The sequence below is a fragment of the Pseudomonas sp. P4795 genome (assembly GCF_048822895.1).
Classification (GTDB): domain Bacteria; phylum Pseudomonadota; class Gammaproteobacteria; order Pseudomonadales; family Pseudomonadaceae; genus Aquipseudomonas.
The window spans coordinates 733042-746508 of record NZ_JBMFBT010000002.1 but is presented as its reverse complement, the minus strand read 5'-3'; the positions used below and the strand labels follow the sequence as shown (position 1 = coordinate 746508).

At 61.2% G+C, this 13467-nt stretch carries 8 protein-coding genes; 6 read left to right on the top strand and 2 right to left on the bottom strand.

Annotation, left to right across the window (positions count from 1 at the left end; translation table 11 throughout):
* Positions 1–17: 17 nt before the first annotated feature.
* Genes ACOI8A_RS07875 through ACOI8A_RS07860 form a run of 4 tightly spaced genes read left to right on the top strand, consistent with a single transcriptional unit; the run spans position 18 to position 3075 of the window.
* Positions 18–1361, top strand: a complete 1344-nt coding sequence (locus ACOI8A_RS07875) for an HD domain-containing phosphohydrolase (protein WP_420646189.1) — start codon at positions 18–20, stop codon at positions 1359–1361.
* Positions 1362–1421: 60 nt separating this feature from the next.
* Positions 1422–1856, top strand: coding sequence for an NUDIX hydrolase (locus ACOI8A_RS07870; RefSeq protein WP_420646190.1), 435 nt, complete (start codon positions 1422–1424; stop codon positions 1854–1856).
* A 23-nt stretch (positions 1857–1879) separates the two neighbouring features.
* The gene (locus ACOI8A_RS07865) at positions 1880–2518 is read left to right on the top strand and encodes a LysE family translocator (protein WP_420646191.1); all 639 of its coding nucleotides are present in this window, start codon (positions 1880–1882) and stop codon (positions 2516–2518) included.
* Positions 2519–2520: 2 nt separating this feature from the next.
* A complete protein-coding gene (locus ACOI8A_RS07860; RefSeq protein WP_420646672.1) occupies positions 2521–3075 on the top strand; it encodes a GNAT family N-acetyltransferase in 555 nt (184 codons plus the stop codon).
* Positions 3076–3125: 50 nt separating this feature from the next.
* On the opposite strand, the gene metR is transcribed toward ACOI8A_RS07860, so the two are convergent.
* A complete protein-coding gene (gene metR / locus ACOI8A_RS07855; RefSeq protein WP_420646192.1) occupies positions 3126–4043 on the bottom strand; it encodes a transcriptional regulator MetR in 918 nt (305 codons plus the stop codon).
* A gap of 112 nt (positions 4044–4155) precedes the next feature.
* On the opposite strand from metR, the gene metE reads away from it, so the two are divergent.
* Positions 4156–6468 (top strand): 5-methyltetrahydropteroyltriglutamate--homocysteine S-methyltransferase, encoded by a 2313-nt coding sequence (gene metE / locus ACOI8A_RS07850; protein ID WP_420646193.1) that lies wholly within the window; start codon positions 4156–4158, stop codon positions 6466–6468.
* A gap of 39 nt (positions 6469–6507) precedes the next feature.
* Here the strand turns inward: metE and ACOI8A_RS07845 are convergent, their stop codons facing one another.
* On the bottom strand, positions 6508–12039 hold the full coding sequence (locus ACOI8A_RS07845) for a dermonecrotic toxin domain-containing protein (RefSeq protein WP_420646194.1): 5532 nt from the start codon (positions 12037–12039) through the stop codon (positions 6508–6510).
* A gap of 207 nt (positions 12040–12246) precedes the next feature.
* On the opposite strand from ACOI8A_RS07845, the gene ACOI8A_RS07840 reads away from it, so the two are divergent.
* Complete coding sequence (locus ACOI8A_RS07840; protein ID WP_420646673.1) at positions 12247–13281, top strand: alpha/beta fold hydrolase; 1035 nt, start codon at positions 12247–12249, stop codon at positions 13279–13281.
* Positions 13282–13467 lie beyond the last annotated feature (186 nt).

The window sequence follows — 13467 nt, the reverse complement described above, 5'->3', positions numbered from 1 at the left end:
TCGCTTGAGGTCACCCCATGGAAGAACAATCTGCGACTTCAGCGCACCGGCCGCAGGTGTTGCTGGTGGATGACGAGGAGTCGATCCTCAACAGCCTGCGGCGTCTGCTGCGCGGTCAGCCCTACGACGTGGTGCTGGCTACCAGCGGCGCACAGGCGCTGGAAATACTGGAGCAGCAGCCAGTCGATCTGGTCATGAGCGACGCGCGCATGCCCAATATGGACGGCGCCACGTTGCTGGCGCGCGTGCATGAACTCTATCCGTCGACCACGCGGATCATGCTCACCGGCTATGCCGACCCTGCGGCGATCATCAAAGCCATCAACGAAGGGCGGATCGATCGCTACATCAGCAAACCGTGGAACGACGAAGAAATGCTGCTGACCTTGCGTCAGGCGCTGGAGCATCAACATTCCGAGCGTGAACGCCAGCGTCTGGAGCGCTTGGCCCAAGTGCAGAACGATCAGCTCAAACTGCTCAACAGCACCCTGGAAAAACACGTCGCCGCGCGTACCGCCGAGTTGCAGCAGACCGCCGACATGCTCGATCTGGCCTACGAGGAACTCAAACACAGTTACGTGACCGGCACCGAAGTGTTCTCGTTGCTGGCCAATCTGCGCCTGCCGCCGGCCAAGCAGACCAATCGGCAAATCATCGAACTGGTGCGCGGCTACTGCAAGATGCACGGGCTGGATGAAGCCAGCAGCCGCGACCTGGCCATGGCCGCCGCGCTGTACAACATCGGCAAGCTGAGCTGGACCGACAACATGATGAGCGCGCCCTCGGATTTACTGCACAGCACCGAGCGCGAGCGCTATCGCGGTTATCCGAAACAGAGCGAATCGCTGCTGATGACCCTCGATCCGATGAAGGATGCCGCGCGCTTGATCCTGCATCATCAGGAACGCTGGGACGGCAGCGGTTTTCCCGATCGGCTCAAGGGCGAGGCGATTCCGTTTGGTTCGCGGCTGTTGAAGTTGGCGGTGGATTTTGTCGAGTTGCAGCGCGGGCTGATTCTCGAGCGGCAAATGAACAGCGACGAGGCGTTGTTATACCTGCGCCAATACGCCGGCCGACTGTACGATCCGGAGTTGATCGAAGATTTCATCCAGGTGTGCGCGGCGTGCCTCAGCGACGTGGTGCTGGCCGACCCGAACGTCAAGGTGTTGGGCACTCGCGAGCTGGCGGCGGGGATGATCCTCGCGCGCAATCTGAATGCCGACAACGGCATGTTGCTGCTCAATGCCGGTAAGGTGTTGAGCGCATTGCTGGTGGACAAACTGATTAGTTTCGAGGCCATGGAGGGAGCCAAATACAAAGTGTTTGTGAAGGAGCCGGAAGAGCTTGAAGGCACGGGTTGATGACGTTGGCGTGGCCGGCATGGGATCCTTGCGGTTTCTCCCAAGGCCCGTGACTGACCCATGACTTCTGCATCCGCCGTTCCATCGCGCATCATTCACATCGCCGCTGCACTGTTGATCCGCCCTGACGGCCAGACCCTGCTGGTGCGCAAGCGCGGCACTCGCGCATTCATGCAGCCGGGCGGCAAGATCGAGGCTGATGAATTGCCGGTGCATGCACTGGCCCGTGAGCTGGAAGAAGAGTTGGGGCTGGTGATCGATCCGACGCAAGCGATATTCCTCGGCCAGTTCTCGGCGCCCGCCGCCAACGAGCCGGGATTCGTCGTACAGGCGGAAATTTTCCAGCTGAGCATCGACGCACAAGTCTCCCCGGCGGCCGAGATCGAAGAAGTGCTGTGGATTGATCCGGCCACCGACGGCGATGTCATCCTCGCCCCATTGACACGCGACCTGATCCTGCCGTTTTATCGAGCCTCGCTGGCCGTCAGCGCCTGATCATTCATGCACAGGACTTCGCCATGATCCCGCTTCAAGACCTGTTGATTTTCGCCGCCGCCGCGTTGTTGATGGTGCTGACGCCGGGGCCGAACATGATCTACCTGATCTCGCGTTCGATCTGTCAGGGACGCAAGGCCGGGGTGACCTCGTTGCTCGGCGTGGTCGCGGGATTTTTTGTGCATCTGTTCGCGGCGGCGGCAGGTTTGACCGCAGTGTTTCTCGCGGTGCCGATGGCTTATGAAGTGTTGAAGTGGGCCGGTGCGCTGTACCTGTTATGGCTGGCATGGCAAGCGGTCAAACCCGGTGCGCGCTCGCCGTTCGAAGCGCAGCAATTGCCGGCGGATTCTTCGCGCAAGTTGATCACCATGGGTTTTCTCACCAGTGCGTTGAACCCGAAAATTGCGGTGTTCTATCTCTCGGTATTTCCGCAATTCATCTCGCCTGAACACGGCTCGGTATTCACCCAAAGCATCATCCTTGGCCTGACGCAGATCAGCGTCAGCTTCTGCGTCAACTTGCTGATCGCGCTGTTCGCGGCGGGCATCGCGTCGTGGTTCGTCAGCAATCCGACGTGGCTGGCGGTACAGCGTTATTTCATGGGTTTCGTGCTCGGTGCCCTGGCATTGCGGCTGATGCTTGAGCAACGGCGAGCGGCTTGACGATGTGGATCGAACGGCTCGACGCCAGTCATGCGCTGGCTTACCGCGAGTTGATGCTTGAGGCCTACGACCTGCATCCGCAGGCGTTCACTTCCAGCGTGCGTGAACGGGCGGTGATGCCATTGAGTTGGTGGGAGGCGCGGCTTACCAGCAAGCTTGACGCGGTGTTTGGCGCGTTCGAAGAAGGCCGGTTGGCCGGCATTGTCGGCCTGGCATTCGAGCCTCGGGAGAAGGCTCGGCACAAGGCGACGTTGTTCGGCATGTACGTTTCGGCCGAGTTTCGCCAGCACGGCCTGGGCCAGCAATTGGTGCAGGCCGCGCTGGACGAAGCGCAGAACCATCCGGCGCTGAAAGTCATTCAACTGACCGTCACCGCTGGCAACCAAGCGGCGTTCAACCTGTATCAGCGCTGCGGCTTTATCCAGTTTGGACTGGAGCCGTTGGCGGTTCGGGTGGGTGAGGATTATTTCGACAAGATCCACATGTGGCGTCAGATCCAGGATCAAAAGATCGCAGCCTGCGGCAGCTCCTACATTTTGGAATGCATTCCCCTGTAGGAGCTGCCGAAGGCTCGGGCCGCGATCGGACGATCTTTTGATGTAAAGGTTCAACGAACCGCGCTTACGCCATCCAGCGTCGAGAACGATGTGTCCTTGGCCGTCAGCAGGAAGTCACGCATGTACGGCGCATCAAGCATGTCGGCGCGAATCCCTGCATACAGCGTGGCAAACAAGCCTTTTTCCCCCAACCGCTTGCCCTTCACATAACCGCGCGAGCTGTATTCATGCAGCGCCCAGTGCGGCATCCCGCACACGCCACGCCCGCTGGCCACAAGCTGCATCATCATCACCGTCAGCTCCGACGTGCGTACCTGCGCCGGTTCTATGTCGGCCGGTTCGAGGAAGCGCGTGAAGATGTCCAGTCGGTCGCGTTCCACCGGGTAGGTGATCAGCGTTTCCGTGAGCAAATCTTCCGGGACGATATACGGCTTGCTCGCCAGCGCATGCTGGTTGGCCACCGCGAGCATCGCTTCGTAGGTGAACAACGGCACATAGGTGATGCCGGCGATTTCCAGCGGATCGGACGTCACCACCAGATCCAGATCACCGCGCGCCAGCGCCGGAAGCGGCGCAAATGAAAAGCCCGAAGCCAGGTCGAGTTCGACTTCCGGCCACGCATCGCGGAACTGGTCGATGGTCGGCATCAGCCACTGGAAGCAGCTGTGGCATTCGATGGCCATGTGCAGGCGTCCGGCGGTGCCACCGGCCAGCCGCGCGATGTCGCGCTCGGCCCCGCGCAGCAGCGGCAGGGTCGCGTCGGCCAGTTGCAGCAGGCGCAGGCCGGCGCTGGTGAAGCGCACCGGTTTGGTCTTGCGCACAAACAATTGCATGCCCATGCGCTCCTCCAGTTCCTTGAACTGGTGCGACAGCGCCGATTGCGTCAGGTGCAATCGGTCAGCGGCATCGACCAGGCTGTCGGCTTCGCGCAAGGCGTGCAGGGTTTTCAGGTGACGGATTTCAAGCACCGGCTGGCTCCATGAGGAAAACTTGTGATCAACACGAAAAGGTTGAGTTTGTCTCATGTTGGGTGAGCTGTCGACAATGGCGCCATCTTTTACGCAATGGAGCACATTCGACATGGCCGTGGCACACACCCTGGGTTTCCCGCGCATCGGCGCCGACCGCGAACTGAAAAAAGCCCTCGAAGCCTACTGGAAGGGTGATCTCGATCAGGCGGCTCTGAATCAGGTCGGTCGTGATCTGCGCGCCAGGCATTGGCAGTTGCAGAAAGACGCCGGTATCGACCTGCTGCCGGTCGGCGACTTCGCCTGGTACGACCAGGTGCTGACTCACTCGCTGACCTTCAGCGTGATTCCCGACCGCTTCGACGGCGTGCGTGACGAACGCGGCCAACCATCGCTCGACACGCTGTTCGCCATGGCCCGTGGCGCAACCGCCAACTGCTGCGGCGCTGACCACGGCCAGACCCAATATGCGCAAGAGCTGACCAAGTGGTTCGATACCAACTACCACTACCTCGTGCCGGAATTCAGCGCCGATCAGCAGTTCAAGCTGAGCTGGGAACAACTGTTCGATGAAGTCGACGAAGCCAAAGCGCTGGGGCACAACGTCAAACCGGTGATCATCGGGCCGCTGACTTATCTGTGGCTGGGCAAGGCCAAAGGCAACGACTTCGACAAGCTCGATCTGCTTGAGCGTCTGCTGCCGGTCTACAACGAAATCCTCGTGCGCCTCGCCGAACAAGGCGTGGAATGGGTGCAGATCGACGAGCCAATCCTCACCCTCGACTTGCCGCAAGCGTGGAAAAGTGCCTTCGAACGCGCTTACCACATCCTGCAATATTCGCCGCTGAAAAAACTCGTGGCGACCTACTTCAGCGGTCTGCAAGACAACCTCGGTCTGGCCGTCGGCTTGCCGGTGCAAGGTCTGCACATCGACGCAGTACGTGCGCCTGAAGAGCTCGGCCAAGTGCTTGATCGCCTGCCGACCTACAAGATTCTCTCGGTCGGACTGGTCAACGGTCGCAACGTCTGGCGTTGCGAACTGGAGCAGGCGCTGGCGCAACTGCAGCCGGCGCAAGAGCGTTTTGGCGACAACCTGTGGGTCAGCAGTTCCTGTTCGTTGTTGCACAGCCCGGTGGATGTCGAGCGCGAAGACCAACTCGATCCGGAACTCAAGAGCTGGCTGGCCTTCGCCGTGCAGAAATGCAGCGAAATCTCCGTGCTGCGTGATGCCCTGAACGATCCGCAAGCGCCGAAAGTCCAGCGCGCACTGACCGAGAGCCGCGCCATTCAACACAGCCGCGCACGCTCGCCGCGCATTCATAAACCCGCAGTGCAGGCGCGGATCAAAGCGATCAACGCCACGCACAGCCAACGCCAGTCGCCGTTCGCCAAACGCATCGCCCAGCAACAGGCGCGTCTGCAATTGCCGACGTTCCCCACCACTACCATCGGCTCGTTTCCGCAGACCGCTTCAATCCGGCTCGCGCGTCAGGCGTTCAAGCAGGGCAAGCTGTCGGCCAACGATTACACCGACGCCATGCACAGCGAAATCCGCCATGCGGTTGAAGTACAGGAACGTATCGGGCTGGACGTGCTGGTACACGGTGAAGCCGAGCGCAACGACATGGTCGAGTACTTCGCCGAGCAACTCGACGGTTACCTGTTCACGCGTTTCGGCTGGGTGCAAAGCTACGGTTCGCGCTGCGTGAAACCGGCAGTGATTTACGGCGACCTGAGTCGACCAAAAGCCATGACCGTCGACTGGATCACCTACGCGCAGAGCCTGACCAGCAAGGTCATGAAAGGCATGCTCACCGGCCCCGTGACCATGCTCATGTGGTCGTTCCCGCGCGAAGACGTGTCGCGCAAAACCCAGGCGCAACAACTGGCGCTGGCCCTGCGTGATGAAGTACTGGATCTGGAAAACGCCGGAATCAAGATCGTGCAGATCGACGAAGCGGCGTTCCGCGAAGGTCTGCCGCTGCGCCGCGCGCAATGGCAGGAATATCTGGACTGGGCGGTTGAAGCGTTCCGCCTGACGGCCTCCGGCGTCAAGGACCAAACGCAGATCCACACCCACATGTGCTACAGCGAATTCAACGACGTGATCAAAGCTATCGCCGACATGGACGCCGACGTCATCACCATCGAAACCTCACGCTCGGACATGGAACTGCTCGAAGCTTTCGAGGCATTCGACTACCCGAACGATATCGGCCCCGGCGTGTACGACGTCCACTCGCCACGGGTGCCGGACACGGCCGAAATGGTCAAATTGATGAGCAAAGCGGTGCAGCGGATTCCGGCGGAACGGTTGTGGGTCAATCCGGATTGCGGCTTGAAAACCCGTGCCTGGCCCGAGACGGAAGCGGCGTTGATCAACATGGTTGCCGCCGCCCGGCAGCTACGTAACCAACTGGCGTAGCACTTGAAGGGAGCGGATCAATCCGCTCCCTTCAACGCATCAGCGCTCTTCAAAAAACGCTAATACCGCCGAGCTTTTACCAATGTCGGCATACGGCAGATCAGGATTGTCCGCGTGGGTCAGAGCGCGGTGTTCCGGCAACTTCAAATGGGCTTTCTCGAAATCGCCGAAGCGTGGTGCGGCTTTGGAATAGTGAAAGTGCGCGTACCACAGCAGCTGCGCTGGTTCTTGGGTGAGGTTCCAGATTTCGTATTCCTGCAAATAATCGAATCGGCCATCAGCACGTTTGCCGAGGGCTTTGAGCGGCGCGCGTTTGCGGATTTCCACAGCTTGCTGACCGATCAGATCGAGCAACATGCCGTCGGTGGGGGTGTGCGTTCGCAGCGTCTGGCGGGTGCGCAGTTGGCGGCCGGTCTTCCTCAGTTCTGCGGCTTTTTCGCGAAGTAACTTAATGATCGGATCGTGGCTCGCAAGCGCTTCGATATCCCGGGCGCGACGGGTCAGATCATCAGCCTCGACGCTCAGCATGTGCTCGAGATCAACTGGCAGCATGTGCTGCTCGGCGTACGCGTGTACGTCCGCCAGATATTTGCTTTGGGCGCCGAGGCGCTTGCGCGCATCGGTGACCAGTCTGGCCAGATCTTTGGGCGCAGATTCAGGAGGCGTTGAATCACGCAGGCGAAATTTTCCATTGTCGGCCTGCTCCCAGATCTCGCCGCTGCGGCCTTCTTCACTCAGGGCGAACTGGCGCTTGCGGGTTCGCGGCTCCCACTGTTCGACGCCGAGCAGCATCTGGCCGTCTTCGGTCTGGAAGACTTTTTTATTCGACTGCCCGGCCGTTCTCGGCGCAGCTGGCAGGTCAAGCGTGGCGCGCGCCTTGTCGGCCATGCGCTCGATGCCGGCCATCAGGGGGGCGACGACATCGGCGTGGAAATAGTCAGGATGGCTGGTGGTCCACGCTTTCATTTTCTGCTGAAAAGCCGCGTAGGTTGCCAGGCACTCGCGCAACATCTGATTGCGTTGCACACGGCTGATATCGGCTTGCGCCAGGCTGTGTTGCACGTACAGCGCGCGGTGTATGTCGGCACGCGGCAGATAGGCCTGTTGCTGCAAATAGATCCACGACAGCTCCCGGGCGTGGGCGTAGTTTCTGACGATTTGCATTCTGTGGCTGGTTTTCAGGTACAGCAGATTGCTTTCGGTCAGGCGCTGGTTGAAGGTGGCGACGTCTGCGGCCAGGCGCAACTCCGGCCTTTGCGTCAGCGTGGTGATGCGCTCGTACCAGTGATTGAGTTCGCGCATGAGCAATTCGATGTGCTCCAGCTCGCGCAGTGATTCAACACGCAGTGTGCGGATAGCTTGCAGGTCGTTGAGGTGCTGGGTGATTGCTTCTGGCGGCAACTGATCGAGGGCTGCTCGCATGGCATCGATCTGGTTTTGCAGGCGTGTCGCGCGGTCGCTCGAATAGTAGATGCGGTGCCGGTAGCGGTCGGCGATGATCCGCGCACTGTCACTGAGAAACCTGATCGTCTCGCGGCGTTTGTTACCGTGGGTCAGGGGGTGCAAGTCTGTCAGTGCCTGAAAGCGGCGGCGGACCAGGCCGATATCGCCGATGCAGGCGACGTCGGCCAGCTCGCGCAGCAGTGGATCGTCCGTATTGTTGATGTAGCGGCTGATCTGTCCGTCATGGCGGGTGATCTGCAGCCTGATCTGTTCCATCAGGCTATCGGCGGTGTTCGTCAACTGCACATGCCGGCGCAGGGCGCGATCAGTCCACCAGTGCGGCAGGCGCGCGCGGATCGCTTCCGGCCACAGCGGTTGCAGGGTATTGGCCAAATGCCCGAGCACACCACCACCGCCCAGTCCGCCACCTTCAAATGCGCTGCCGTAGACGCCGAACCAGGTGTCCCAATTGCCTGCTTCATCCAGCGCGATCGGCTGTTTATAAGTTTTCCCCGCCGTACCGGTAAGGCGCCAGTTGCGCGAATCCTTGCTCCACTCCACTTGGAAAAACCGTCCCTGGCGAACAATGAAGTCACCGTCGGCATGCCGATATACGTTGCGGTAAATCCCGTGTGTAGAAGGTTGCAATCCGGACAACGACAGCGGGCGCTGGTACTCGTATCCGCTGAAGCGCGCGACTGCCTGTGCCGCCTGACGTCGCGACGCGGCCTGCAGGGCGGACGCGCTGGCGCTCAGTGCGCCCAGTTGGCGGGTGCGGGTCAATGCGCGTGCCGCCGGAGCGACGGAGGAGGCCGCCGCGTGACCCGGAATCAGATCCATCGCGGCATCGATCACTGACAGCAACGCCGAGACCAGTTCGTCCAGCCCGTCGCCGACCTTGCCGCGCAGAAACGCCGCGACTGCCTGATTCGCCGCGGTCCAGGCATCGTAGAGCGCAATCGCCGTGCCCATGAATGGCACAAAGCCCAAGGCCATCTTGATGTAGTTGAAGGCACGCGGGCCTTGCAGTGCATAGCGTTCAACGTACAGCGCATCGTTGGAACGCGAGCTGCCACGATGCGCTTCGATCAGTCGCCCGAGGTGCGCATCGAGCAGCTGTGCGGCGAGCGAAGTGCTCACCGGCCAGCGCTCGCCGACGCCGATCATGCCGTCGAAATCGCGCTGCACGGCGTGGTTGAGTCGATGCTCGTGCGCGCGCACGTTGCCATGCACGGTGCGGCGGGCCAGGTAGTGAATCATTGTGTATTGCCGACACAGGTTGAACAGCCCCCGGCGCGCGTCTTCGAGACTGCTGAAGCGACGCAGAAAACGCTCGTCCGGACTGTCCGGCAGATAGAGCAAGGTCACGCCGCTCAATTGTTCTTCAATGAACGTCACTCCGGACAACGTGGATGGGCCCTCGGCGTGGGTGTCCTTGCCGCCGGCGCTCAGGTAAGCCGGCAGGATCACGATGCGTTTGCCCGGCGGATTCCACGCCTGGGCGGTAACGGCATCCATCGCGATGTGCAGCGTTTGCAGGTCGCTGTCGTCGAACTCGCCTTGCAGTCGCGCGCGTTGACCCTGCAATTGCAGCGTCAGACGCCAGGGTTCGAGCAGGCATTCGCGGCGATGTTGCTGGATGAAAGCGGCTTCGTCGGGCGCGCCTTTGAAGGTGTCGAGAATCAGCTTTTCATAAGCTTTGGGCAGATCCAGTTCCGGCAGGATCTTGCGCAGATAGATCAGGTTGATGCCGTTGAGCAGCTTGTAGCGATCGCCCGAATCCGTTGCGGCCACCTCCAGCCGCATGAACACCAGGCGCTGTGACAAGCCATCCTGCTGCACCGCATGCTGGTTATCGATATTCAATTGCGCCAGCGCTTCCAGCGTCATTTTGCTGCGCGCGGTACTCGGCACCATGACCGTGGTTCTTCGGGTTCCGCTCGGGCCTGCGCTGTAGCGCGTCTGCTGGGTGACCGAGTCGGGCAGGGTCAGCGCCAGCGTGACATCTTCCTTCAACGCAAAGTCCTTGCGCAGCCGAGCGTGCAGGTGTTGGCGGGTGAAGTCATCGCGCGGGATCAGCTTGATCTCCATCAGCTCGTGGCTGCGCTTCATGGCCGCAACAAAGGCTTCGATCAGGGACTTGAGCCGGCTGCGCTCTGTGCTGTTGAGGCGGGTCAGCCAGTCCGGCAGTTGATTACTCAGAGTGGTGCTGCGCTCCTGCTCGTGCAGATGCTTGACCACCAGGCTCCTGGCCGCATTCACCGGGACCTGCAAGTCGGCGAGCGCGCTTTTGCGCAGGCGCTCCAGGGACTCGGCCTGATCGGTTGCGCTTTGGCGTTGGCGGATGGTTTCGGCCGAAGTTTTGAAGTCGGCCGTCAGCCGGGTCAGTGAGTGACGCAGTGGGTCGCCGGTGATCTTTTCCAGTTGCAGGTCGATGGCGCGATCGTGGTGGTCGATCTTGAAAACCTGACTGGCAAGCACGCGGCGGTTGGCAAAACGTTGCAGACCGCCACCGCAGCCGGGCCAGTACAGCAGCACACTGTGAGGGGCATCGGCATCGATCAATGTTTGCGCATGGGTGATCAGAAACGGGCCGCTGAGCGTTTGGCTGGTGTCGCCGGCTGGCCCGGTCATGCGCAGAGTCAGGCTTGCTGCGACGCGATCCGTACCGGGCGGATCCGGGCTTTCGAGCAGCGCTTTGAGCAAGGCTGCTTCTTCATCGCTGATTTGCCCAAGCATTCGTTGCAGTCCGGTCTCCGCGTGCAAACCTGCCGTGTGCGCCTGATGCAACGCCGTGAAATCCCGATCACAGGTCGTGTCGTCCTGAGCGAGCAGGTTATGCGCGGCGGTATTGGCTGCCTGTTCCGCGCCCTCCAGCTCGCTGTGCAAAGCCGTGAATGCAGCAATTGTGCGCCCCGGTGCACTTAGCCAGGCCTCTAGCACTTCGCGCTGGCGGCGCACGGCAGCCTGGCGCCACGACCACGGAATGTCGGCGTACAGACTGTCGAACAGCAGCGGCTGATCATCTTCCGCTGTGCTATTTGCTGCTCCGAGCTCGAGCCCCGGCGCGGTAGAGAACACGGCAAGGCCCAATTGGCGGTCGACCTGATCGGCAACGCTGAGCGCCAGCATGCCGTGCTCGGCCAATGTACGCCGCGCCGCTGAGCCATTACGCAAAGCGCCAACCTGGGCCATCTGCTGTTGCCACAGCCATTCGTTGAACGGCGTGTTCAACGCGCCATCAGTCGCGCCATATTCGACTTGCAGATTGACCTCGGGCACACCGAGCGGTATCAGCGGCTGGCTGGTCAGCCAGGCTTGCAGATCGCTGCGTCGGGCAAAGGCGTGCATCGCATCAGGTCGACTCGGCAGATACAGCAATTGCGCGCCAGCATCGTCACCGCGGCTGATGACCCACGCGGCGGCGAGCCTCGCCCGAGCGCCGTTGTTCAGCAGCAGATTTGGCAGTTCGAACTTCAACGTTTCAGCGGCGGTTTGCGCAGCGGGCACAGGATCGAGTAATGACCACAGCGGTTGCAGTTGCCCGGCCGTAAGCTGGCGGCGGGCGAAAGCCATTTGCGCGACTGCCTCGATATGCTCGCGATACAACTGCGCAGCGTGTTCACGTCGCGACAGCGGCGTGCCCGGCGAGCGGGCATCCCAGTAAGCGTTCCAGCGCTGTTCGAGCGCCTGCGCCGGTGCAAGGGTTTTCAGTCGATCGAGCAGTTGCAACGGCCTGAGTTGGCGCAACGCGTGGCTCGGGTGAATTCCCGTGACCTGGCACTGGCGGTCCAGCCATTCTTCCAGCACCGGCTGCTGAAAAACCAGCGCGCAGGCATCGGCGAGACTGACGAAGCGCTGCGCATGGCCGCTGACGGGATGAAACAGCAACCCGGCCTGCTGCCCGTCCAGATCCAACTGCTCACGGAGCAATCGATTGAGAGTCTGGCGCACGCTCGGCGCGCCAGCGCAGAGCTGGCGCAAACCTTCGCTGCTGGCACGCCGGTTGGTCGCGGCGACGTGCAGCAGATGTTCGTCCACCGGTGCTGCAAAGGCTGCCGCACCGGGCAAACCTGACAACAGGTCGCGCGCAGGCGGGGGGAAATCGAAAAGCAAGGATTCGGTCATGGCGGCAAGGCTCGATGAGGAGAGCGGCGGGCCCGCTCAATGCATCGGCCATTCAAGGGAAGTTGCCGGGGGGGAGGGTGTTAGATAGTTATCGTGCGTGCGACCGTTCGGCACTCTTCATCAAACTGTCACGTAACTGTGGCAGCGCGCTTGAACAAACTTCATCAGACTCGCGCTCTACTGGGGTTCTGCGTTTCGGTGTTTTTCATGGGTAAGCGTTTTCTTGCAATCGCAGCTGTATGGGCTGCGATTTTTTTCGGTTTGCCGGCGTCTGCCGCGTCGCGTTGCGATGTGAATGTTCCGACTGAACGGGTTGATCTGGCGCAGGTAAGCCTGGCGTACCAGAGCATTGGTCGCGCGTCCGATCCGGCGTTGTTGCTGGTGATGGGGCTGGGCGGGCAGTTGATTCACTGGCCGGATGAAGTCGTGGTCGCGTTGTGTCAGCAAGGGTTTCGGGTGATTCGCTATGACAATCGCGATGTCGGTCTGTCGACGTGGCGTCAGGCGCCGGTCGAGGCCAATCTGACGTTTGAAGTGCTGCGCTACAAACTCGGTCTGCCGGTGGCGGCGCCATACAGCCTGACCGACATGGCCGACGATGCGCTGGGCTTGATGGACGCGTTGCACGTCGAGCAATTCCATGTGCTCGGCGCGAGCATGGGCGGGATGATCGCCCAGCATATGGCAGCGATGGCGCCGCAACGGGTCGAGAGTCTGACGCTGATCATGACCAGCTCCGGTGCCGAAGGCCTGCCCGCGCCGAACGCGGCACTGGTGCAGTTGCTGGCGCGACGCGGTGCGCCGAATCGTGAAGCGGCACTGGAGCAGCAGGCTGATCTGCTGGCGGCGCTCGGCAGCCCGACGATCAGCGATGATCGGCAGGCGTTGTTGCATCAGGCTGCGCAATCCTACGACCGTGCGTTCAACCCCGAGGGCGTCAAACGGCAGATCATGGCGATCCTCGCCGAGCCGAGCCGTGTGGCGCTGCTCAACCAATTGCGGGTGCCGACGCTGGTGGTGCACGGCACGGCGGATCCGTTGCTGCCGGTGATGCATGGGGTGCATTTGGCGGCGCATATTCGTGGCAGTCAGTTGCGGTTGATTCCGGGCTTGGCGCATCGATTTCAGGAGGCGTTCAAGGAGCCGTTGCTGGGGGCGGTGTTGCCGTATTTGCGTGAGCATCGGGAGGATACTTCGCATTGGGCGCAGATTGAGCCGGTGGCTGAGGGGAATTTGTTGTGAGCTGGAAGAGGCCAGAAGAGCCCCTCACCCTAACCCTCTCCCGGAGGGAGAGGGAACCGACCGAAGTGTATTGCGCTCTACATCGACCTGAAAAAACCAGTCGATTATGGATTCAAAGCAAAAGCGCAGGTCGACGTATTCCTGAAGCATCCCCCAATCGGCCCCCTCTCCCTCCGGGAGAGGGCT